The organism is Streptomyces sp. NPDC001219 (assembly GCF_053597915.1).
Window position 1 is genome coordinate 23537 of the sequence record NZ_JBSFJF010000050.1, and the last position, 19441, is coordinate 42977.

The 19441-nt window shown below is 72.8% G+C and carries 23 protein-coding genes, 1 pseudogene and 1 riboswitch; of the genes and pseudogenes, 10 read left to right on the forward strand and 14 right to left on the reverse strand.

Annotation, left to right across the window (positions count from 1 at the left end; translation table 11 throughout):
* Positions 1 to 9: 9 nt before the first annotated feature.
* The 4 genes and pseudogenes from ACWC9R_RS26890 to bioB form a co-directional block, all read right to left on the reverse strand.
* Positions 10 to 681 carry a class I SAM-dependent methyltransferase gene (locus ACWC9R_RS26890; RefSeq protein ID WP_450735273.1) on the reverse strand — a complete coding sequence of 224 codons (672 nt, stop codon included), beginning with the start codon at positions 679 to 681 and terminating at the stop codon, positions 10 to 12.
* Positions 682 to 860: 179 nt separating this feature from the next.
* Positions 861 to 1571 (reverse strand): annotated as a pseudogene (gene bioD / locus ACWC9R_RS26895) (dethiobiotin synthase); the annotation flags it as partial.
* Positions 1572 to 1693: 122 nt separating this feature from the next.
* Positions 1694 to 2998: an adenosylmethionine--8-amino-7-oxononanoate transaminase gene (locus tag ACWC9R_RS26900; protein ID WP_450735275.1), complete on the reverse strand. Its 1305-nt coding sequence runs from the start codon at positions 2996 to 2998 to the stop codon at positions 1694 to 1696.
* Positions 2991 to 4139 (reverse strand): biotin synthase BioB, encoded by a 1149-nt coding sequence (gene bioB, locus ACWC9R_RS26905; RefSeq protein ID WP_450735277.1) that lies wholly within the window; start codon positions 4137 to 4139, stop codon positions 2991 to 2993. The genes ACWC9R_RS26900 and bioB overlap by 8 nt, the downstream gene beginning before the upstream one ends.
* 156 nt (positions 4140 to 4295) lie before the next feature.
* On the opposite strand from bioB, the gene ACWC9R_RS26910 reads away from it, so the two are divergent.
* Together ACWC9R_RS26910 and ACWC9R_RS26915 are read left to right on the forward strand one after the other, a co-directional pair.
* The gene (locus tag ACWC9R_RS26910; RefSeq protein WP_450735279.1) at positions 4296 to 5522 is read left to right on the forward strand and encodes an 8-amino-7-oxononanoate synthase; all 1227 of its coding nucleotides are present in this window, start codon (positions 4296 to 4298) and stop codon (positions 5520 to 5522) included.
* Between the two features lie 305 nt (positions 5523 to 5827).
* On the forward strand, positions 5828 to 6256 hold the full coding sequence (locus ACWC9R_RS26915) for an ATP-binding protein (RefSeq protein WP_450735280.1): 429 nt from the start codon (positions 5828 to 5830) through the stop codon (positions 6254 to 6256).
* A gap of 53 nt (positions 6257 to 6309) precedes the next feature.
* On the opposite strand, the gene ACWC9R_RS26920 is transcribed toward ACWC9R_RS26915, so the two are convergent.
* The gene (locus ACWC9R_RS26920; RefSeq protein WP_450735282.1) at positions 6310 to 7227 is read right to left on the reverse strand and encodes a LysR family transcriptional regulator; all 918 of its coding nucleotides are present in this window, start codon (positions 7225 to 7227) and stop codon (positions 6310 to 6312) included.
* Positions 7228 to 7298: 71 nt separating this feature from the next.
* Here ACWC9R_RS26920 and ACWC9R_RS26925 point away from each other — a divergent pair, with 71 nt between their 5' ends.
* Positions 7299 to 7958 carry a LysE family translocator gene (locus tag ACWC9R_RS26925; protein WP_450735284.1) on the forward strand — a complete coding sequence of 220 codons (660 nt, stop codon included), beginning with the start codon at positions 7299 to 7301 and terminating at the stop codon, positions 7956 to 7958.
* Between the two features lie 32 nt (positions 7959 to 7990).
* Here the strand turns inward: ACWC9R_RS26925 and ACWC9R_RS26930 are convergent, their stop codons facing one another.
* The 4 genes from ACWC9R_RS26930 to ACWC9R_RS26945 form a co-directional block, all read right to left on the reverse strand.
* Complete coding sequence (locus ACWC9R_RS26930) at positions 7991 to 8455, reverse strand: hypothetical protein (protein ID WP_450735286.1); 465 nt, start codon at positions 8453 to 8455, stop codon at positions 7991 to 7993.
* 56 nt (positions 8456 to 8511) lie between these two features.
* Positions 8512 to 8985, reverse strand: coding sequence for a C40 family peptidase (locus tag ACWC9R_RS26935; protein WP_362607858.1), 474 nt, complete (start codon positions 8983 to 8985; stop codon positions 8512 to 8514).
* Positions 8986 to 8989: 4 nt separating this feature from the next.
* A riboswitch (cyclic di-AMP (ydaO/yuaA leader) is annotated at positions 8990 to 9173 on the reverse strand.
* 290 nt (positions 9174 to 9463) lie between these two features.
* Entirely contained in the window at positions 9464 to 9772 is a 309-nt protein-coding gene (locus ACWC9R_RS26940) for a hypothetical protein (RefSeq protein WP_362607859.1), read from the reverse strand.
* A gap of 6 nt (positions 9773 to 9778) precedes the next feature.
* On the reverse strand, positions 9779 to 10414 hold the full coding sequence (locus ACWC9R_RS26945) for an ATP-dependent Clp protease proteolytic subunit (protein WP_450735288.1): 636 nt from the start codon (positions 10412 to 10414) through the stop codon (positions 9779 to 9781).
* Between the two features lie 57 nt (positions 10415 to 10471).
* Here ACWC9R_RS26945 and ACWC9R_RS26950 point away from each other — a divergent pair, with 57 nt between their 5' ends.
* On the forward strand, positions 10472 to 10786 hold the full coding sequence (locus ACWC9R_RS26950) for a type II toxin-antitoxin system Phd/YefM family antitoxin (protein ID WP_450735290.1): 315 nt from the start codon (positions 10472 to 10474) through the stop codon (positions 10784 to 10786).
* 38 nt (positions 10787 to 10824) lie between these two features.
* Here ACWC9R_RS26950 and ACWC9R_RS26955 read toward each other — a convergent pair whose 3' ends face one another.
* Positions 10825 to 11769: a M28 family metallopeptidase gene (locus tag ACWC9R_RS26955; protein WP_450735292.1), complete on the reverse strand. Its 945-nt coding sequence runs from the start codon at positions 11767 to 11769 to the stop codon at positions 10825 to 10827.
* 519 nt (positions 11770 to 12288) lie between these two features.
* Here ACWC9R_RS26955 and ACWC9R_RS26960 point away from each other — a divergent pair.
* The 6 genes from ACWC9R_RS26960 (at position 12289) to ACWC9R_RS26985 (ending at position 16983) form a co-directional block, all read left to right on the forward strand.
* Positions 12289 to 12591 (forward strand): urease subunit gamma, encoded by a 303-nt coding sequence (locus ACWC9R_RS26960; RefSeq protein WP_393357114.1) that lies wholly within the window; start codon positions 12289 to 12291, stop codon positions 12589 to 12591.
* A gap of 16 nt (positions 12592 to 12607) precedes the next feature.
* Positions 12608 to 12919, forward strand: a complete 312-nt coding sequence (locus tag ACWC9R_RS26965; protein ID WP_362611184.1) for an urease subunit beta — start codon at positions 12608 to 12610, stop codon at positions 12917 to 12919.
* Complete coding sequence (locus tag ACWC9R_RS26970; protein WP_450735294.1) at positions 12912 to 14633, forward strand: urease subunit alpha; 1722 nt, start codon at positions 12912 to 12914, stop codon at positions 14631 to 14633. The genes ACWC9R_RS26965 and ACWC9R_RS26970 overlap by 8 nt, the downstream gene beginning before the upstream one ends.
* Before the next feature lie 40 nt (positions 14634 to 14673).
* Positions 14674 to 15348 carry an urease accessory protein UreF gene (locus tag ACWC9R_RS26975; RefSeq protein ID WP_450735295.1) on the forward strand — a complete coding sequence of 225 codons (675 nt, stop codon included), beginning with the start codon at positions 14674 to 14676 and terminating at the stop codon, positions 15346 to 15348.
* Positions 15349 to 15412: 64 nt separating this feature from the next.
* Positions 15413 to 16108: an urease accessory protein UreG gene (gene ureG / locus ACWC9R_RS26980; protein ID WP_450735297.1), complete on the forward strand. Its 696-nt coding sequence runs from the start codon at positions 15413 to 15415 to the stop codon at positions 16106 to 16108.
* Positions 16105 to 16983, forward strand: a complete 879-nt coding sequence (locus ACWC9R_RS26985; RefSeq protein WP_450735299.1) for an urease accessory protein UreD — start codon at positions 16105 to 16107, stop codon at positions 16981 to 16983. The genes ureG and ACWC9R_RS26985 overlap by 4 nt, the downstream gene beginning before the upstream one ends.
* 15 nt (positions 16984 to 16998) lie before the next feature.
* On the opposite strand, the gene ACWC9R_RS26990 is transcribed toward ACWC9R_RS26985, so the two are convergent.
* The 4 genes from ACWC9R_RS26990 to ACWC9R_RS27005 all read right to left on the reverse strand — a co-directional run bounded on the left by ACWC9R_RS26990 (position 16999) and on the right by ACWC9R_RS27005 (position 19241).
* Positions 16999 to 17373 (reverse strand): roadblock/LC7 domain-containing protein, encoded by a 375-nt coding sequence (locus ACWC9R_RS26990; RefSeq protein ID WP_362611196.1) that lies wholly within the window; start codon positions 17371 to 17373, stop codon positions 16999 to 17001.
* Between the two features lie 138 nt (positions 17374 to 17511).
* Complete coding sequence (locus tag ACWC9R_RS26995) at positions 17512 to 17892, reverse strand: roadblock/LC7 domain-containing protein (protein WP_362611198.1); 381 nt, start codon at positions 17890 to 17892, stop codon at positions 17512 to 17514.
* A gap of 70 nt (positions 17893 to 17962) precedes the next feature.
* The gene (locus tag ACWC9R_RS27000) at positions 17963 to 18814 is read right to left on the reverse strand and encodes a hypothetical protein (protein WP_450735300.1); all 852 of its coding nucleotides are present in this window, start codon (positions 18812 to 18814) and stop codon (positions 17963 to 17965) included.
* 43 nt (positions 18815 to 18857) lie between these two features.
* Complete coding sequence (locus ACWC9R_RS27005; protein WP_362611204.1) at positions 18858 to 19241, reverse strand: hypothetical protein; 384 nt, start codon at positions 19239 to 19241, stop codon at positions 18858 to 18860.
* Positions 19242 to 19441 lie beyond the last annotated feature (200 nt).

Genomic DNA, 19441 nt, shown 5'->3' on the forward strand with positions numbered 1-19441 from the left:
GCGGGCCGCTCAGCCGGCCGGGCGCCGCGCCGAGCCCAGCACCGCCGGTGAGGTCGGCAGCGTCGGCCCGCGCTCCGGCACCGTCAGCCGGCGCACCCGCAGCACCTCGAAACCGGCCGTACGGATCTCACCCAGCGGGTCCCGGCCGGTGTGACAGCCGCCCATCAGCAGGGGCCAGACGGTCCGGTCCAGCGACCACTGCACCGCCGCCAGCCCCCGCCCCGTGGCCCGCCCGTGCTCGAAGAACCGCAGCTCACCGCCCGGTCGCAGCACCCGCCGCAGCTCCAAGAGGGACCGCTGCACCTCGCGTACCGAACACAGCACCAACGACGCCACCGCGATGTCGAACGCCTCGCTCTTGACCGGCAGCGCCTCCGCCACACCCGGCACCAGATCCACCGGCACCTCCGCATGAGCCGCCGCCGACCTGGCCACCTCGCGCAGGGTGGGCTCCGGCTCGATGGCCACCACCTCCGAGACGGTCCCCGGGTAGTGCGCGAAGTTCAGCCCGGTGCCCGCGCCGACCTCGATGACCCGGCCCGTGGCGCCGGCCAGCAGCTCCCGCCGGAGCGCGGCCACCCCCGCCCGCGCGTCGGCGGCCGGACCACAGCAGTTCGCGTAGAACCGGGCGAACACCGGGTGGTGCACCGTGCCCCGCGGAACTCCTCTGCGCTGCCACATGACGGACCCCTTCGCCGACGCCGCCCGCTCCTGGAGTCAGTCTCCCCACCGGACGGGCAAGGAGTCCCCGGGCGTCACCCAGCGCGCCGTCCGGACATCCGTACGAGGCGAGCGCGGAACGCCGTGCCGTACCAGGGGCGTCTGCCCGGAGCTGTCGTCCGCGGGGTGCCGTGCCCCCGTCACGCGGGGACGCGGAACGCGTCCGATCCGCCGAGCGCCGGCGCCAGCCACTCCGGGGCCGCGGTGCGGAAGGCGTCCGGCGCGAGCCCGCCCGAGCCCTCCGGGACCAGGCCGAGGAGCGGGGCGCCCGCGGCATCCGGCAGGTCCGCGAGATTGCAGCGGGAGGCCAGGTCGGGCGCGGCCGGCCAGCTGCCGATGACGACGCCCGGGGAGGCCAGCCCGTACGAGCGCAGTGCCAGCGCGGTCAGCGCGGTGGCGTTGAGGGTGCCCAGGCCCGCCTGGGCGACCACCAGGACGGGGGCCTCCGCCAGCCGCGCGGCGTCCGCGAGGATGTGCCCCTCCGCGTCGAAGCGGACCAGCAGCCCGCCCGCCCCCTCGACCAGCACCAAGTCGTGGGAGGCGGCCAGTTTTGCGGCGGCCTCGGCGATCTCCTGGGGGCCCACCGGCGGCAGACCTGCCCGCTGCGCGGCCGTCGCGGGCGCCAACGGTTCCGGGTAGCGGGCGAGTTCGACGCCGGTGACCGGTCCGGCCAGCCGCTCGACCTCCGCCACATCACCCGCCTCGTGGGCCGTGACACCGGTCTGGGCCGGTTTGAGCACGGCCACCGAACGGCCCCGGGCGAGCGCCGCCGCGGCGATCGCGGCCGTGGTCACGGTCTTGCCGATCTCCGTGCCCGTGCCCGTCACGAACAGCACCGACATGGTGTGCCTCCGACTCTGCGCGGCCGAACCCGCGCGATGACTGTGATGCGTGCTGTGTGCGCGGTGCCCGTCGGCACCGTTACCGCGAGGGGCGGCGGGGCGCGGTCAACCGGCCGCCGCCACCCCGGTGGTCAGCCCTCGCGCGCCGCCGCGCACACCGCGGCGCAGATCCGTGCCACATCCTCGTCGCCGGTGATGTACGGCGGCATGGTGTAGATCAGGTCCCGGAACGGACGCAGCCACACGCCCTCCCGGACCGCCGCCCGGGTCGCGGCCGCCATGTCCACCTCGTGGTCGAGCTGGACGACACCGATCGCGCCGAGGACCCGTACCTCGCGTACCCCGGTGACGTCCCGGGCCGGCGCCAGCCCCTCCCGCAGCCCGGCCTCGATCCGCTTGACCTCCTGTGCCCAGTCCTGGGACAGCAGCAGCTCGATCGAGGCGTCGGCGACGGCAGCGGCCAGCGGGTTGCCCATGAAGGTGGGGCCGTGTGCGAGTACCGGCAGGGCGCCGCGGGAGATCCCGTCCGCCACGGCCGCCGTGCACAACGTCGCCGCCAGGGTGAGATAGCCGCCGGTCAGCGCCTTGCCGAGGCACATCACATCGGGTGCGACGCCCGCGTGTTCGGCCGCGAAGAGGGCGCCCGTCCGGCCGAAGCCGGTGGCGATCTCGTCGAAGACGAGCAGCACGTCATGGGCGTCGCAGGCCTCCCGCAGCACCCGCAGATAGCCGGGGGAGTGGAACGCCATACCGCCCGCGCCCTGCACCACGGGCTCCACGATCACCGCCGCCAGCTCGTCGGCGTGCCGCGCGATCAGCTCGTGCAGCTGTGCCGCGTACGCCTCGTCCGGCTCCGCGTCGAAGCCGGCCGGCGGGGTGTCGGCGAAGAGCTGCCGCGGCAGCACCCCCTGCCACAGCTCGTGCATCCCGCCGTCCGGATCGCACACCGACATCGGCTGCCAGGTGTCGCCGTGGTAGCCGCCCCGCCAGGTCAGCAGCCGCTGTTTGCGCGGCTTCCCGAGCGAGCGCCAGTACTGCAGACACATCTTCACGGCGACCTCGACCGACACCGAACCGGAGTCGGCGAGGAAGACGTGCTCCAGCGGCTCCGGGGTGATGTCGACCAGCCGCTTCGCCAGCCGGACGGCGGGCTCGTGGGTGAGCCCGCCGAACATCACATGGCTCATCCGTCCCAGCTGGCCCCGCGCGGCGTCGTTGAGCACCGGGTGGTTGTAGCCGTGCACCGCCGACCACCAGGACGACATGCCGTCCACCAACTCGTCCCGGCCCTCAACCGGTTCGGCCAGCCGGAGCCGGACCCCGGAGGCCGACTCCACCAGCAGCGGTGCGGCCTTGCCGGGCATCGGCCCGTACGGATGCCACACATGCTGCCGGTCGAGCGCGAGCAGTTCGCCCGGGGTGAGCGGCTCAGGCATTGGGCGGCAGGTCGGTGCCGGCGCCGCGGCGGCGCACCGAGACCAGGTCACGGCGGGTGTCGTCGGACGGTGCCGGAACGGTGGCGGTGGGCTCCCCGGCGTCCTCGGACGCGCAGGCTCCCGTGCCGCAGTCCTGCCTGCGGTGCTCGGGCAGGGTCGTGGTGTCCGTGCCCTCGACCTCGAAGCCGGCATCCGTGATCATCGCGAGGTCGTCCTTGCCGGCCTGGCCCTCACTGGTCAGGTAGTCGCCGAGGAAGATGGAGTTGACCAGGTGCAGGGCGAGCGGCTGCAGGCTGCGCAGATGGACCTCGCGGCCGCCGGCCAGCCGTACCTCGATGTCCGGGCAGACGAACCGCACCATCGCCAGGATGCGCAGCGCCCGCTGCGGGGTGAGGTTCCACTCCTTGGCGAGCGGGGTGCCCTCGAACGGGATCAGGAAGTTGACCGGCACGGAGTCCGGGTCCAGCTCACGCAGCGCGAAGACCACGTCGACGAGGTCGCCGTCGCTCTCGCCCATCCCGGCGATCAGCCCGGAACAGGCGGACATCCCGGCGGCCTGGGCCTGCTGGACGGTGGACACCCGGTCCGAGAAGTCGTGCGTGGTGCAGATGTCGCCGTAGGTGGCTTCCGAGGTGTTGAGGTTGTGGTTGTACGCGTCGGCGCCCGCCTCGCGCAGCCGGCCGGCCTGGCCGTCGGAGAGCAGACCGAGGCAGGCGCAGACCTCCACGCCCTCGTTCTGCTCCTTGATGGCGGCGATGGTCTCCGAGACGCGGTCCACGTCCTTGTCCGTGGGGCCCCGGCCACTGGCCACCAGGCAGACCCGCTTGGCGCCGCCGGCCACCCCGGCGGCCGCCGCCTTGGAGGCGTCGTCCGGCTTCAGCCAGGTGTACTTGAGGATCTCGGCCTTCGAGCCCAGCCGCTGGGAGCAGTACGAGCAGTCCTCGGGGCACAGGCCCGACTTGAGGTTGACGAGATAGTTGAGTTTGACCCGCCGCCCGAACCACTGGCGGCGTACCTTCCCGGCCGCGGCCACGACATCGAGCAGTTCGTCATCGGAGGTCGCCAGCACGGCCAGCGCCTCTTCGCGGGTCGGCAACTGGCGCCGCAGTCCCTTGTCCACCAGTGTGTTCAGCAGGTCCATGGCGTTGATCCTCGCGTACGCCACCGCCCCCGGCCAAGGAGGATTCCCACAATGCCGGTGGATCGAGGTGTGTGTATCACCACACTGTGGCCGTGCGGAACGACCGCTAACGTCTATCGACAGCCCACAATCGAGGCCGAAGGACGAAGGACGCCGATGCCGCAGGACTCCGCCCCGTCGCTGCTCCACGACACCCCGCCGGCGACCCCCGGCGACACCGCCGCAACGGCCTCCCGGCCGGCGTCCGGCGCGGCCTTCGACTGGATCGACACCGCCCGCGCCGCACGCCATCGTGCCGGACTCGTCCGCACCCTGCGCCCCCGCCCCGCCGACTCCCCGCTGCTCGATCTGGCCAGCAACGACTATCTCGGACTCGCCCGGCACCCCGAGGTCACCCGTGGCGCGGCCGCCGCCGCGCACCGCTGGGGCGCCGGCGCGACCGGCTCCCGGCTGGTCACCGGCAGCACCGAGCTGCACGCCCGGCTGGAGGAGGAACTCGCCGCGTTCTGCGGCTTCGAGGCCGCCCTGGTGCTCTCGTCCGGCTATGCCGCGAACCTCGCCGCCGTCACCGCGCTCACCGCCCCCGGCACCCTGATCGTCTCCGACGCGGGCAACCACGCCTCCCTGATCGACGGCTGCCGGCTCTCCCGGGCCCGTACCGAAGTGGCCCCGCACGCGGACCCGGAGGCCGTACGCGCCGCGCTGACCGGCCACGACGGCCGGGCGCTCGCCGTCACCGACTCGGTCTTCTCGGTCGACGGCGACGCCGCGCCGCTGCCCGCCCTCGCCGAGGGCTGCCGGGCGGCGGGCGCCGGGCTGCTGGTCGATGACGCGCACGGCCTGGGTGTCCTCGGTGACGGGGGCCGCGGCGCGCTGTGGGCCGCCGGCCTCGCCGGTGAGGGCGATGTGGTGACCACGGTGACGCTCTCCAAGTCGCTCGGTTCCCAGGGCGGTGCGGTGCTCGGCCCGGCCCGGGTCATCGAGCACCTGGTCAACACCGCCCGGTCGTTCATCTTCGACACCGGCCTCGCCCCGGCGGCGGTGGGCGGTGCCCTGACCGCGCTGCGGCTGCTGCGCCGCGAACCGCAGCGCGCCGCCCGTGCGGGACAGGTCGCCCGGGAGCTGCACGACCGGCTCACCGCGGCCGGGCTCGCCGCGGTCCGGCCGGACGCCGCGGTGGTCTCGGTCCGCGCCCCCTCACCGGAGTCGGCGGTCCGCTGGGCCGCCGACTGCCGCGCGGCCGGACTCGCGGTCGGCTGCTTCCGGCCGCCGTCCGTGCCCGACGGGATCTCCCGGCTGCGGCTGACCGCCCGCGCGGACCTGACGGACGCCCAGCTCGACACGGCGGTCGGCACGATCGTGGCCACGGCACCGGCGACCTGACGCATCCGACGCTCTGGCTGACGCGTACGGCGCTCCCGCCGGGCGGACGGCCGCCCTCGCCGCGGGACCCGCGGGCGGCGGAATCCGGTGCGGCGGCCCTCCCCAACGGGCTCGCGCGCCGCAGAGTTCACCGCAACGAGCGAGAGAACTCCGTATATGTGGGTGGATCGGCTATCCCCTCCACGGCAGGGGTGGCAGTCTGGCGCCCAGCAGATGGCCGAGGCCGCACCGGTGTCCGGAGCGGCATCCCGGCTGCCCGGTCAACGGACCGGAGCCGGGCCTCGGAGGAAAAGGACGGCGCCTCGATGGCAGACCACCATGAATCCTCACTGACTCTGCCGAGCGCCCCCGCCTCGGTCCGCACCGCCCGCAGCCACGCCCTCGCCGTGCTCACCGAGTGGGGCCTGCCCGCCGGGTCCGCGCTCGCCGACTCCGTCCGTCTGATCATCTCCGAACTCGCCACCAACGCCATCGTGCACACCTCAGGACGGTCGCCCGAGTTCACCGTCGAACTGCGGCTGGAGCGCGACGAGCAGCTGCGGGTCGGCATCACCGACAGCCATCCCCGCCGTCCGCGCCGGCTGCCCGCCGCCGTCCAGCAGGACAACGGCCGGGGCCTGGTCATCATCCGCTCGCTCGCCGCGGAAGCCGGCGGCCGCTTCTCCGTCGTCCCCACCGCGTCCGGCGGAAAGACCGTCTGGATCACCCTGCCGTGGCAGGCCGCCGTCCGCTGAAGCCGCCGTCCGCTGAGGGCGACTGCCGCGCCGCGCCGGCGTCCCGCCGTCGGCTACGGCGCGGGGGAGTGGCGGGCGAAGGCTCCGCGCAGCAGCGCCCGCAGGGTGTCAGCGGCCGGGGTGCCGCCACCGGGGCGGTAGGCCACCGAGATCCGGCGGCGCAGCTCCGGCGGGTCCAGTCCTCGGACACCCAGCGGGGACACCGAGCCCTCCGCCACCATCTCCGGGACCACCGCCACCCCGAGGCCCGCGCTCACCAGCGCACACACCACCGCGTAGCTCGGCGACTCACAGCGCACCGCCACACTCGCCCCGGCGGCCGCCAGCGCCGCCTCCACCGCGCGCCGGTTGGGGTTGGCCGGTGCCATGCTGACCACCGGCTGACCGGCCAGGTCGGCGAGCGTCAGGCGTCCGGCGCCCGCCGACAGGGCATGGCCCGGCGCGGTGACCAGCACCAGTTCCTCGGTCAGCAGCGGTTCGAGACACACACCCTCCGGCGTGGGCATCGCCTCGCCCGGCACATACTCGTGCGTCAGCGCCAGATCGACCTCGCCCAGCGCCACCGCCGCGGTGGCCTGCGGAGGGACGTACTCCGTGACGCTCAGCTCCACATCGGGGTGCGCCCGCCGGAACGCGCCGAGCGCGGGCGGCAGCAGATGCGTCCCGGCGGTCATGAACGTGCCCACCCGCAGCCGGCCGCCGGACAGCCCCGTCAGCCGGGACAGCTCGTGCCGCGCCTGGTCCAGCTCGTCGAGCACCCGCCGGGCCCGGACGAGGAGCAGCTCACCGGCCGCCGTCAGCCGTGCCCCGCGGTGGTGGCGCACCAGCAGCGCCGTCCCGGCCTCCCGCTCCAGTTTGGCGAGCTGCTGGGAGAGCGCGGGAGCGGTGTAGCCCAGCCGGTCGGCGGCCCGGGAGATCGAACCGGCCTCGGCCACCGCCACCAGGGCGGCCAGCCGCGTGGGGTCGTACATAAGAACCTCTTTAGGCGGCCGAAGAAGATTGCCACTCCCCATTAAAGGCCCTGACCAGCGAAGCTGCTCTCATGGACGGACAACTGATCGCCTTCACCGGAGTCGCCGCGGGCATGGTCGCCATGCCGGGAGCGGACTTCGCCGTAGTGGTGCGCAACGCGCTCGACTCGCGCCGGGCGGGGGTGGCGACCGCCGTCGGAGTCGCGGGCGGGCTGCTGGTGCACACCGCACTGGCGGTGGGCGGGCTCGCGGCGGTGCTGGTCGCCGTGCCCGCGCTCTTCGGCGCGGTCCAACTCCTGGGCGGGCTCTATCTGTTGTACCTCGGAGTCGCCGCGCTGGTCGCGGTCGTCCGGAGCAGGAGGGCGGCCGAGGACGCCGCGACCGGCCCGGCCGCCCCGCCGGCCGACGGTCCGCCCGCTCTCCTGGGCACCGCGCGGAGCCTGCGCCAGGGCTTCCTGACCAACGCCCTCAACCCCAAGGCGCCGGTCCTCTTCCTCAGCCTGCTCCCGCAGTTCGTCCCGGCCGGTGAGCCCGCGCTGCCCCGGACGCTGCTGCTCGCGACGATGGTCGTCGTCATGGCGCTGGTGTGGTTCCCCGCCGTCGCGCTGCTGGTCGACCGGCTGGGGAGCTGGCTGCGCCGCCCGCGGGTCACCCGGGCGCTGGAGGCCGTCACCGGAGCGCTGCTCACGGGGCTGGGCGGCATACTGCTCGTCGAGCTCGTACTGGCCTGACGGACGGGCGCCGGTCCGGGCGCGGCCACGGATCAGTCGCGGCCGCCGTACGGGACCATCCAGCGGCCGCCCACCCCGCGGCCGATGACCAGGGTCCCGCCGTCGGCGGTGGTCCATGCCCGTACGCCGTCACGGTGCCGCAGCGCCCTGGTGATCCGCGGATGGCCGCGGTCCACCGTCTCCACCAGCTCCAACAGGGGAGGACCGGGGAGGGGTTCGGCGACGGCCGGCATGTCGAGGCTGCCGGCCTCGCGGCCCAGCCGCTCGGCCAGCGCGGTGAGAAAGGGCGGGCCGAGCGGCGCGGCGAGGTCGCCGGGGGCCGTCCGCTCCCGCACCCACGCGGGCTCCACGTCCGCGAACACCACGGCATGGCAGGTGAAGGACACCACTCCGGCGTCCCGCGGTGACGGCGGGGGCAGCACCGTCACCGATCCGTCCGCGGGCGGGAAGCTTCCGCGCGCCGCGGCCGTCAGCAGTGTGCTCAGTGGCGACGCCACCCCGCCAAGTTAGCTGAGCCCACTGACAATTGATCACATGTAAGACGACCTGCGGATCAGCCCACGCGCCCGTACGAGACCGTGCGGCTCCAGATCCGCTCCAGCCGCACCACGCTCCCGGCCTTGGGCGCGTGCCACATCCGGCCCCGGCCCGCGTAGATGCCGACGTGGTAAATGCCGCCCGCGGAACGGAAGAAGACCAGGTCGCCGCGTCGCCGCAGGGAGGCCGGGATGTGCAGGGTGCGGCCGTACTGGGCGGCGGCGGTGCGGGGCAGGGCCCGTCCGGCCCGCCGGAACGAGTACAGCGTCAGCCCTGAACAGTCGAAGGCGTGCGGCCCTTGGGCGCCGTACCGGTAGGGAGCCCCGCTCTTGGAGGCCGCGACCCGCAGCGCGTGGGCGGACACGGACGTGGCTTCGGCGTTCCCGGCCGCTCCTGGGGCGAGGGTTGTCCCGCCCAGGGTGGCCAGCGTCAGAGCGGTGACGGTGCCGGCACGTGCCAGCAGATTCGGCGTCTGCATGCGCACAGTCATGCGCAAACCCTTCGTCAGCCGCCTGCGAAGGAAGACCTGTCGGGTTCGGGCAGGCGAAGATGCCCGGCCATGCGTACGGCTTCACCCCAAGGAGCCCGGCCGTAAGGCCCGGACCCCGTCGTGCTCGGGTCCTCCGCTCCCGCCGGTCCACCACGTCGACCTGACATCCGGGACGGCGGCGGGATTAGGCGCCCGTCCGGACCGCCCCGTCGCTGTGGCGGGGTCTTGCCGTCGAAGGGATCGTCACGCACCCGGCACCCGAATTCCGAGCTGAAAATGCCGTATGTGAGATGGGTCACATTTCGCCTGAATGGTTAGATTTGTTCCGTCAAGTGCCGTGGCGCGGGGTGTCGCACTCCCTGGACCAGCGGCGAAACATCAAAGGTCCCAGGAATTGTGTTCGCCCCGCGCAATTCGTCGCCTCCTCACATCGGGCCCGGACGCTACGCCGTATGCGCAGCCCGGTGCGCGTGTCGGGTCAGTGGTCGGCGGGTGGTGGCACCGTCACGAGTCCGGCCCGGCGCTCACCGTCCAGGACGCGCAGCGCCCGGGCCAAGGTCTCGCCGTGCAGCTCCTTTTCACCCCGCTGGTGCATCAGTGTCAACGCGTCGCGCAGGCCGGCGGCCTTGGTGACCAGCGCCTGGGCGGCCCGCAGTCCGGTGTACGTGCCGCCGCCACGGGCCGGGTTGATCCTGCCCAGCAGGTCGAGCACCTCCAGATAATGGTCGATCAGCTCGCCCTCGGCGCGTGTCAGGGCGGGCAGCGGTGGCAGTTCCGGCGGCAGCATCCGGGCTCACCGTGCGCCGAGTTGGGGAACGGACTGCTTGCGCTCCCGGGTGAGCCCGTCGATCAGCCCGTACTCCTGGGCGGCCGGGGCGTCGAAGATCTTGTCGCGCTCGATGTCGGCGGCGATCCGTTCCCGGGGCTGCCCGGTGTGCTCCGCGAGCATGCGCTCCAGCATGTCGCGGGTGCGCAGCAGCTCCTCCGCCTCGATCTGCAGATCGGTGGCCTGGCCCTGGACGGGCTCGCTGAGCGACGGCTGGTGGATCAGGATGCGGGCGCCGGGCAGGGCCAGTCGCTTGCCGGGGGTGCCGGCGGCCAGCAGCACCGCGGCGGCGGAGGCGGCCTGACCCAGGCAGATGGTCTGCACGTCGCACGACACGAAGCGCATCGTGTCGTAGATGGCGGTCATCGCCGTGAACGAGCCGCCGGGGGAGTTGATGTAGAGCGAGATGTCCTGCTCGGGCGCGGTGTGTTCGAGGTGGATGAACTGCGCCATCACATCGTTGGCCGACGCGTCGTCGACCGGGGTGCCCAGGAAGATGATGCGCTCGCTGAGCAGCTTGGAGTAGGGGTCCATGGTGCGCGTCCCCTGGGACGTGCGCTCGGTGAACTCCGGAAGGACATAGCGGGCCGTCGGTCGCAGCATGCGTGCTCCTCTCTCTGTAAAAAATGTACAGGATGTACGTCCAGTTAGAATGGGAGCATGGCCTACGAAATTCCGGTGACGCAAGCCCGCGCGGAGCTGGCGGATCTGATCAACCGCGTCGTCTACGGCGGGGAGCGGGTGGTCGTCACCCGTCACGGCAAGCCGCTGGTGGCGCTGGTGTCCGCCGCTGACCTGCAGCTGCTGGAGGAGCTGGGGCGGGGCGCGGAGAGCGCGGAGGAGGAGCAGGTGATCAGCACGGTCTCCACCGTGCGGCAGCTCCCGTCCGCTCCGGGCGAACGGCGGCGCTTCGGCATCGCCGCAGAACACCGCGACCCGGCTGCCGGGGACCGGCGGCCGGGTCGCGAGAGCTGACGGTCAGCGAGCGCTGACCGTGCGAGGGTGCGCGGGGCTCAGGAGCTGAGCTCCCACAGCGCGTGGGCGATGGCGTCGGTGTTGTTGTCCAGCGCCTTGTCGTCGATGTTCTTCGAGGTGTCGCAGGACTGGTGGTAGCAGGCGTCGAAGGCCTTGCCGGCGTCGCCGCCCCAGTTCTTCGCCTGCTCCTCGGTCTTCTTGTAGTCGGCGCCGGAGAAGAGGCCGCCGACGGCGATGCCCGCGTCCTTGAAGGAGGCGTGGTCCGAACGGCCGTCGCCCTCGGTCTCCTTCTCGGTGGCGATGTTCTTCTTGGCGAAGAAGTCCTTGAAGACCTTCTCCAGGCGGGTGTCGTCGTCGTAGACGAAGTAGCCCGGGTTCGGCGAGCCGATCATGTCGAAGTTCAGGTAGGAGTCGATCTTCGACTTGTCGGCGCCGAGCTTGTCGACGTAGGCCTGCGAGCCGACCATGCCGTCCTCCTCGTCGCCGAACCAGGCGAACCGGAGGTGCTTGGTGGGCTTGAGATCCGCCTTGGCGACGGCGAGCGCCACCTCGAGGATGCCGGCCGAACCCGAGCCGTTGTCGTTGATGCCGGGGCCGTCGGGGACGGAGTCCAGGTGGGCGCCGGCCATCACGGTCTTGCTCTCGTCGCCGCCCTTCCAGTCGGCGACCAGGTTGTAGCCCTTGGCGCCGCCGCCGTCGAACTCCTCGACCTTGGTGGTGAATCCGGCCTTGTCCAGCTTGCCCTTGATGTAGTCGACGGACGCCTTGTAGCCCGGCTGTCCGTGGGCGCGGTTGCCGCCGTTGTCGTCGGCGATCGACTGGAGCTGGTCCAGGTCGGCCTTGACGGACTTGACGTCGATGTCCGGGGCGGCCGCCGGCGCGGTCCCGGCGTAGGCGCCGGCCGCGGTGAAGACGGTGGCGGCCACGGCGGCGACGGCGCCCGTGGCCAGCGCGGCCCTGCGTATGCGCGTGGAACGAGTCACGATGTTGCTCCGATACTGGTGTGGGGGGATGGAGCTGTTTGACGCGCACATGAGAATTGCGATCACTTTCGAAACCGTCAAGAGCGCATACCGGACAGTGGTGTTCGGCAATGGGGACGTACCGGGTTTACGCCGACAGGGGCGATTTCTGCCGTCTGGCAGTGGTCTGTTCCGGGGTGCCGGGCGGGCTTCGGGGGAGGGGTCTGGCCGGCGAAGTCCCTGCCGGGTCCGGGAGCTGACGGGCCCACACGCGCTCCCATGGGGCGTCGTCGGGCCGTAACGGGGCGTGATAACCCCGCGTTACATCGGGCGGAAGAAGGGGCGCCGACGTGTCGCCGGTCGTAACGCCGATGAAACGCCGCCGAACTAGCCTCCTGGCGTGGGGCGCTTGATGGCCAAGTGCTGGAAGTCGGTTTGCTCCGCCTTTAATTGCTGCGTGGTACATCTATCGACATGGGTGTGCCCACGCCTGTGACCTGGGCGAATGTGTCCGGGCCGGAAGACTGTGAGGTGGAAGGTATGCAACTGACCCCGCATGAACAGGAGCGTCTGATGATTCATGTGGCGGCAGACGTGGCCGAAAAGCGCCGCTCCCGGGGGTTGAAGCTGAACCACCCGGAGTCGATCGCGCTGCTCACCGTGCACATCCTCGAAGGGGCCCGGGACGGCCGTACCGTCGCCGAGCTGATGTCCTCCGGCCGCAAGGTGCTCACCCGCGACGAGGTCATGGACGGCGTCCCCGAGATGATCCACGACGTACAGGTCGAGGCCACCTTCCCCGACGGCACCAAGCTCGTGACCGTTCACGAACCCATCAACTGAACGGGGAGCGCCGCACATGATCCCGGGCCAGATCCTCCACGCCGACGAGCCGGTACGCCTCAACGAAGGCCTGCCCGGCACCCGGCTGACCGTCCTCAACGCCGCCGACCGCCCCGTCCAGGTCGGCTCCCACTACCACTTCGCCGAGGCCAACCCCGGCCTCGACTTCGACCGCGCGGCCGCGCACGGCAAGCGGCTGAACGTCCCGGCCGGCTCCGCCGTGCGCTTCGAGCCCGGCATCCCCACCGAGGTCGAACTCGTCCCCATCGGGGGCAAGCGCCTCGTCATGGGCCTGCGCGGCGAGACCGGAGGCACCCTCGATGGCTGAACTCACCCGCCAGGCGTACGCCGACCTCTTCGGCCCGACCACCGGCGACCGCATCCGGCTCGCCGACACCGACCTCGTCATCGAGATCACCGAGGACCGCTCCGGAGGCCCCGGCCGGGCCGGTGACGAGGCTGTCTTCGGTGGCGGCAAGGTGATCCGGGAATCGATGGGCCAGTCCCGCGCCACCCGCGCCGAGGGCACCCCCGACACCGTGATCACCGGCGCGGTCGTGCTCGACCACTGGGGCATCGTCAAGGCCGACGTCGGCATCCGCGACGGCCGGATCGCCGCCCTGGGCAAGGCCGGCAACCCCGAGACCATGGACGGCGTCCACCCCGACCTGGTGATCGGGCCCGAGACCGAGGTCATCGCGGGCAACGGCAAGATCCTCACCGCCGGTGCCATCGACACCCATGTGCACTTCATCTGCCCGCAGCAGGCGGACGAGGCGCTGGCCTCCGGCGTCACCACCCTGATCGGCGGCGGCACCGGACCGGCCGAGGGCAGCAAGGCCACCACCATCACCCCCGGCGCCTGGCACGTGGCCCGGATGTTCGAGGCGATGGACGGCCTCCCCGTCAACGTCGGACTGCTCGGCAAGGGCAACACCACCTCCCTCGCCTCGATGCGCGACCAGTTGCGGGCCGGTGTCCTCGGCTTCAAGATCCACGAGGACTGGGGTGCCACCCCCGCCGTCATCGACGCCTGCCTGACCGTCTGCGAGGAGAGCGGCGCCCAGCTCGCGATCCACACCGACACCCTCAACGAGGCCGGCTTCCTCGGCGACACCCTCGCCGCCATCGCCGGCCGTTCGATCCACGCCTTCCACGTCGAGGGCGCCGGCGGCGGCCACGCCCCCGACATGATCGCGATGGTCTCCGAGCCGAACGTCCTGCCCGCCTCCACCAACCCCACCCGGCCGCACACCGTCAACACCGTCGAGGAACACCTCGACATGCTGATGGTCTGTCACCACCTCAACCCGGCCGTCCCCGAGGACCTGGCGTTCGCCGAGTCCCGCATCCGGCCCTCCACCATCGCCGCCGAGGACATCCTGCACGACCTCGGCGCCATCTCGATCATGGCCTCGGACGCCCAGGCCATGGGCCGGATCGGCGAGGTCGTGCTGCGCACCTGGCAGACCGCGCACGTGATGAAGCGGCGCCGCGGCGCCCTCCCCGGCGACGGCGGCGCGGACAACCACCGGGCCCGCCGCTATGTCGCGAAGTACACCCTCAACGCGGCCATCGCCCAGGGCATCGACCATCTCGTCGGCTCCGTCGAGGACGGCAAGCTCGCCGACCTCGTCCTCTGGGACCCGGCGTTCTTCGGCGTCAAGCCGCAGCTGGTCATCAAGGGCGGCCAGATCGCCTGTGCGCAGATGGGCGACGCCAACGCCTCCATCCCCACCCCGCAGCCGGTGCTGCCCCGCCCGATGTTCGGCGCCACCGGCCGGGCCCCCGGCAGCAACTCGGTCAACTTCGTCTCCCAGCAGGCCCTCGAGGACGACCTCCCCGAGCGCCTCCCGCTGGCCAAGGGCTTCGAGGCGATCCGCAGCACCCGCGGCGTCACCAAGGCCGACATGCGGAACAACGACGCCCTGCCGCGCGTCCAGGTCGACCCGGACACCTTCACCGTGACCATCGACGGCGAGGTCGTCGAACCCCGTCCCGCCGCCGAACTCCCCATGGCCCAGCGGTACTTCCTCTTCTGAGCGAGCACCGATGGACCCCGACGAAGGACCCGAAGCACCGATGAGCCGCGCAGCGCTGCTGGTCCTCGCCGACGGCCGGTTCCCCGCCGGCGGGCACGCCCACTCGGGCGGCGCCGAACCGGCCGTCGCCGCGGGACGCATCAAGGACGCCGCCACCCTGGAGACCTTCTGCCGGGGCCGGCTGCACACCGCGGGCCTGGTCGCCGCGGGGCTCGCCGCAGCGGCGGCGGCCGGCCACGACCCGCTCCTGCTGGACGACGCCGCCGACGCGCGCACGCCCGTACCGGCGCTGCGGCAGGTCGCCCGGCGGCTCGGCCGGCAGATGATGCGGGCCGCCCGCGCCACCTGGCCGAGCGCCGCACTCGACGCCCTCGCCGCGGCCCGCCCCCGCGGCGCCCACCAGCCCGTCGTCCTGGGCCTGGCCGCCCGGTCCGCCGGACTGCCACCGCTCGACGCCGCGTACGCCGTGGCCTACGAGAACATCAGCGGCCCGGCGACCGCGGCGGTCCGGCTGCTGAGCCTGGACCCCTTCGACGCCACCGCCGTCCTGGCCCGCCTCACCGCCGACCTCGACCGGGTCGCGGAACAGGGCGCCGAAGCCGCGCGGCGGGTGGCCGCCGAAGGGGTCGACGCGCTGCCCGCCGCCTCCGCGCCGCTGCTCGACATCACCGCCCAACAGCACGCCGCCTGGCCGGTACGCCTCTTCGCCTCCTGACCCGCCCGGCCTCCCGCCGGACCCACCCCGCCCGTACGCGGACCCACCCACCCCCGGAGTGACCATGCATCTCGACCACAAGGAAACCTTCCCCGAGCGCCACACCTACAGCGCCCCCACCCCCGTACGGCCGGACGGCACCCGGCGGGCCCTGCGCATCGGGCTGGGCGGCCCGGTCGGCACCGGCAAGACCGCCACCGTCGCCGCGCTCTGCCGCGCCCTGCGCGACGAACTGTCCCTCGCCGTCATCACCAACGACATCTACACCCGCGAGGACGCCGCATTCCTGCTCCGCGAGGCCGTCCTGCCCGCCGAGCGGATCTCCGCCGTCGAGACCGGGGCCTGCCCGCACACCGCCATCCGCGACGACATCTCCGCCAACCTCGAAGCCGTCGAGGACCTGGAGGAGGCGGTCGGCCCCCTCGACCTCGTGCTGGTCGAATCCGGCGGCGACAACCTCACCGCGACCTTCTCCAAGGGCCTGGTCGACGCCCAGATCTTCGTCATCGACGTGGCCGGCGGCGACGACATCCCCCGCAAGGGCGGCCCCGGCGTCACCACCTCCGACCTCCTCGTCATCAACAAGACCGACCTCGCCCCCTACGTCGGCGTCGACCTCGAGGGCATGGCCCGCGACGCCAAGGCCCAACGCGGCGAGCTGCCGGTCGTCTTCACCGCCCTGAAGGCGGAGAACGGCGTCCGGCCCGTGGCGGAGTGGGTCCAGGGACGGCTGGCGGACTGGACCGCGGGCCCGGCATGACCCTCGCGCTTCCCGCACCCGCGCCGCCCCCGCGGACCGGCGCGGCCTCGTCCGCCGGTCTGCGCGCGACCGCCCGCATCGTCGCGCGGGCCGAGGACGGGGCCGCCTCCCCCTCACACCCGGCCGGGAGCGGGGGAGGCACCACCCGGCTGCCCGTCCTCGACGGCGACGGCCCGTTCGCGCTGCGCCGCATCCGCGGGACCGGCCGGCAGGCCCGGGTCTGTGTCGTCGGCGCCATGAGCGCCCCGCTGAACGGCGACCGGCTGGCCCTGGAGGCCACCGCCGAGGCGGGCAGCGCACTGCACCTCACGACCGCCGCCGCGACCGTCGCGCTGCCCGGCCGCGCGGGCGGATACGCCACCTACGACGTGCGGTTGACGGTGGGCGACGGCGCCCGGCTCGACTGGCTGCCCGAACCGCTGATCTCCGCGGCCGGCAGCGCGCTGCGGATGACCACCACCGTCGAACTGGCCCCCACCGCACACCTGGTACTGCGCGAGGAACAGGTCCTGGGACGCAGCGGCGAGGAGACCGGCGCCCTGCGCAGCCGGCTCGTCGTCCGCCGGGCCGGGCGGACCCTGCTCGACCAGGAGACGGCATACGGGCCCGGCGCTCCCGGCTGGGACACCTCGGCCGTCCTGGACGGGCACCGCGCCCTCGGTCAACTCCTCGTCGTACGGCCGGAGTTCGAGCAGAGCCCGGCCGAGGTGCGGCTGCTGGGGGCCGCGGCGGGGGAGCGGGCCGACGGCGGCGCGGGACAGGGCGTACTGGCACCGCTCGCCGGGCCCGCGGCCCTGGCCACCGCCGTCGCCCCGGACGCGCTCCGGCTGCGGCGCCTCCTGGACGAGGCGGCCCGGAGCGTCGCCGGAGGGTGACGGCGGCGGCGCGGCTCAGACCTCCAGTTCGGACTCCAGCCGGGCGAGCCGGTGGCGCGCCAGCGCGAGGTTGGCGCGCTTGCGGTCCAGCACCAGATAGAGGAAGAGGCCACCGCCGTTCTTGCCCGACACCGGGCGGATGATGTGGTACTGCGCGGTCAGCGTGATGAGCATGTCCTCGATGGCGCCCTGGAGTTCCAGCATCTCCATGGTGCGCATCTTGGCGCGGACGACGTCGGTGTTGCCGGCCGCCGCGATGTTCAGGTCCAGTGCCTGGTTGTCGCCCAGGGTCGCCAGCGCCATACCGCTGGTGTAGTCGACCAGGGCGACGCCGACCGCGCCCTCGATGGTCGACATCGCATCGGCGAGAGCGGATTCCATTTGAGCCATGAGGGGTTCAGCCTTTCGCTTTCTTGACGGTGTTTCCGGGGTTCCGAGGTTCAGGGGGTAGGGGCTTTCCCGGGGTTCGGGGTTCCGGGGGCTGCTGCGCGCGGGCGTGCGGGGACGTGGGGGCGCTCTTCCGGGGGGTTATCGGTGGGGCGCCGCGTCCACGAGGGCGCCGATCCGTTCCGCGGCCTTCCGGGCCTGCAGATGGAGCCGGCCGACATTGGTGTCCGTGCTCGCCACGGCCGTCAGAACGGCGCGGCGTCCGGCCGAATAGGCGGCGATGTAGCCGCCGGCGCCCCGGGTCAGGGATTCCTCGAAGGCGCCCTGTCCGGTGGCGTCGGTGAGGCGTCTGGCGACACCGATCGCGGCGGCGGTGAGCGCGGCCAGGCCGTCCGGTTCGATGTCCGGCAGGTCGTGGGCGATCACCATGCCGTCCACGCTCGCCACCATCCCGCCCTGGAAATGCCGTACTTGATCGCGCAGTGTGTGCAGTTCATCGCGTATCCGGGGCTCGATCGTCATCAGTCTCCTTTTCCGGGCGCGCTTTCCGATGACGCGCCTCATGCCGTACACGGTCTTCGTGCGCAGGGGCTCACAGGTTTTCCTCCAACGCCGTACGCAGTCGGACAAGGAGGGCAATATCCGGACCGGCGGTGTCGAGGAGGTCCGGAACCGGTAGTTGCCAGGCCGGGGCGGGGTGTCCCTCAGCGGTGGGGGCGGGCTGCCCGTCCAGGCAGGCGCCCGGCCGCCGCCGGGGGAGCGCCGTCGGCGCCGTGGGCAGCTGGACCATGCCGGCGGCGGCGAGACGGCGGACGTCGAGCAGGGTCGCGAAGACGGACTGGCCCAGCAGCCGGGCCAGTTCGTACGGGGTGTGCCGGCCGTCGGCGCGGTCGAGGAGCCGCCGTTGCCGGCCCGTGGTGGGGGTGGCGGTGCCCGGACGGACGGGGACGACGGGGGAGGAGTCGACCGCCGCCCAGGGGCGGAGCCGGTCGAGCAGTGCCCGGCGGCGGGCCGTCGCCTGCTGGAGGGCGACGGCGCTGACGGGCCGTACGACACCCAGCCAGTGGGCGGTCCCTGGTGTGAACGAGGTGGACTCGGGAGGCAGCGGGAGGGCGAAGAACGCCGCGTCGAGGAGGGCGGCGAGATGACATATCTCCAGCTCGCTCTGGGTCAGCCAGCCCTCGCTGACCAGGAACTGGGCGGCCCCCTGGTGCGGCCCCGCCCGCTCGACGGCGTACTCCCAGCCCTGGGGTGGCACCTTGCCGGCCGCGACGAGACGGATGTCGAGACCGGGGGCTGTGGTGTCCTCGACGCAGTAGACGGCGCCGTCGAGGAGGTAGAGGCTGCCGTGCGGGCCGCGGAGGGCGCCGGTGACCCGCTCGGCGGCGCACCGGTCGAGCAGCCCGGCCGGTGCGGGCGGGGGAGGGGATATGGGCAGGCCCATGGCTGGTTCCTTTGGCGATCGTGCGGTGTGGCGGAGCGCGCGCTCAGGACGCGACCAGCTCCGCCGCCAGATCGCGCAGCCGGAGCCGGGCGACGGCGAGATTGGCCTGGCCGCGGTCCAGCCAGAGGTAGAGATAGGTCTGGCTGTCGAAGGCCGTGTGCACAAAGCGGATGAGGTGGTAGCTGTTGTCGGCGGTGATGATGAGATCTTCGAGGGCCGGGCCGCCGGCGCCCGAGGTGTCGAAGGTGGCGTTGCGGGCCACGGCCTGCACCACGTCGGCGGTGTCGGCGGCGGCCGCGTCGTGATCGCCGTGGGGAGCCCGCCCCGCCGTGCCGAGTGTCAGACCACTGGTCCAGTCGATCAGCCCGGCCCCCAGAACGCCCGGGATTCCCATGGCCTGGGACAACACCTGATCGATACCCGGCACTTCGGATCTCCCTCGCGACGGCTCTGACAGCGCGAAAACGCCGAAGCCCTCCCGTGGCAGTGAGTGGGAGAGCCTTCACGGAAGGTTACTGAAGCTGTGCGGCTGGCACATGCCTGTGGAGCAGGTCTACGGCAATTGACGTATTCTCGCCCCTGCGCGCCCCCTCGGCGGCCAATGAGCCGCACCGCGCTCCCACCAGG

What these genes read in the sequence shown, in the direction of transcription:
- ACWC9R_RS27000 (WP_450735300.1), bottom strand. Translation starts at nt 18,814, where the DNA reads ATGGGCCTGCCCATATCCCCTCCCCCGCCCGCACCGGCCGGGCTGCTC.
- ACWC9R_RS26890 (WP_450735273.1), bottom strand. Translation starts at nt 681, where the DNA reads ATGTGGCAGCGCAGAGGAGTTCCGCGGGGCACGGTGCACCACCCGGTG.
- bioB (WP_450735277.1), bottom strand. Translation starts at nt 4,139, where the DNA reads ATGGACCTGCTGAACACACTGGTGGACAAGGGACTGCGGCGCCAGTTG.
- ACWC9R_RS26940 (WP_362607859.1), bottom strand. Translation starts at nt 9,772, where the DNA reads ATGCTGCCGCCGGAACTGCCACCGCTGCCCGCCCTGACACGCGCCGAG.
- ACWC9R_RS26900 (WP_450735275.1), bottom strand. Translation starts at nt 2,998, where the DNA reads ATGCCTGAGCCGCTCACCCCGGGCGAACTGCTCGCGCTCGACCGGCAG.
- ACWC9R_RS26970 (WP_450735294.1), top strand. Translation starts at nt 12,912, where the DNA reads ATGGCTGAACTCACCCGCCAGGCGTACGCCGACCTCTTCGGCCCGACC.
- ACWC9R_RS26945 (WP_450735288.1), bottom strand. Translation starts at nt 10,414, where the DNA reads ATGCTGCGACCGACGGCCCGCTATGTCCTTCCGGAGTTCACCGAGCGC.
- ACWC9R_RS26910 (WP_450735279.1), top strand. Translation starts at nt 4,296, where the DNA reads ATGCCGCAGGACTCCGCCCCGTCGCTGCTCCACGACACCCCGCCGGCG.
- ACWC9R_RS26960 (WP_393357114.1), top strand. Translation starts at nt 12,289, where the DNA reads ATGCAACTGACCCCGCATGAACAGGAGCGTCTGATGATTCATGTGGCG.
- ACWC9R_RS26990 (WP_362611196.1), bottom strand. Translation starts at nt 17,373, where the DNA reads ATGGCTCAAATGGAATCCGCTCTCGCCGATGCGATGTCGACCATCGAG.
- ACWC9R_RS26975 (WP_450735295.1), top strand. Translation starts at nt 14,674, where the DNA reads ATGAGCCGCGCAGCGCTGCTGGTCCTCGCCGACGGCCGGTTCCCCGCC.
- ACWC9R_RS26995 (WP_362611198.1), bottom strand. Translation starts at nt 17,892, where the DNA reads ATGACGATCGAGCCCCGGATACGCGATGAACTGCACACACTGCGCGAT.
- ACWC9R_RS26965 (WP_362611184.1), top strand. Translation starts at nt 12,608, where the DNA reads ATGATCCCGGGCCAGATCCTCCACGCCGACGAGCCGGTACGCCTCAAC.
- ACWC9R_RS26925 (WP_450735284.1), top strand. Translation starts at nt 7,299, where the DNA reads ATGGACGGACAACTGATCGCCTTCACCGGAGTCGCCGCGGGCATGGTC.
- ureG (WP_450735297.1), top strand. Translation starts at nt 15,413, where the DNA reads ATGCATCTCGACCACAAGGAAACCTTCCCCGAGCGCCACACCTACAGC.
- ACWC9R_RS26935 (WP_362607858.1), bottom strand. Translation starts at nt 8,985, where the DNA reads ATGACTGTGCGCATGCAGACGCCGAATCTGCTGGCACGTGCCGGCACC.
- ACWC9R_RS26950 (WP_450735290.1), top strand. Translation starts at nt 10,472, where the DNA reads ATGGCCTACGAAATTCCGGTGACGCAAGCCCGCGCGGAGCTGGCGGAT.
- ACWC9R_RS26915 (WP_450735280.1), top strand. Translation starts at nt 5,828, where the DNA reads ATGGCAGACCACCATGAATCCTCACTGACTCTGCCGAGCGCCCCCGCC.
- ACWC9R_RS26985 (WP_450735299.1), top strand. Translation starts at nt 16,105, where the DNA reads ATGACCCTCGCGCTTCCCGCACCCGCGCCGCCCCCGCGGACCGGCGCG.
- ACWC9R_RS26920 (WP_450735282.1), bottom strand. Translation starts at nt 7,227, where the DNA reads ATGTACGACCCCACGCGGCTGGCCGCCCTGGTGGCGGTGGCCGAGGCC.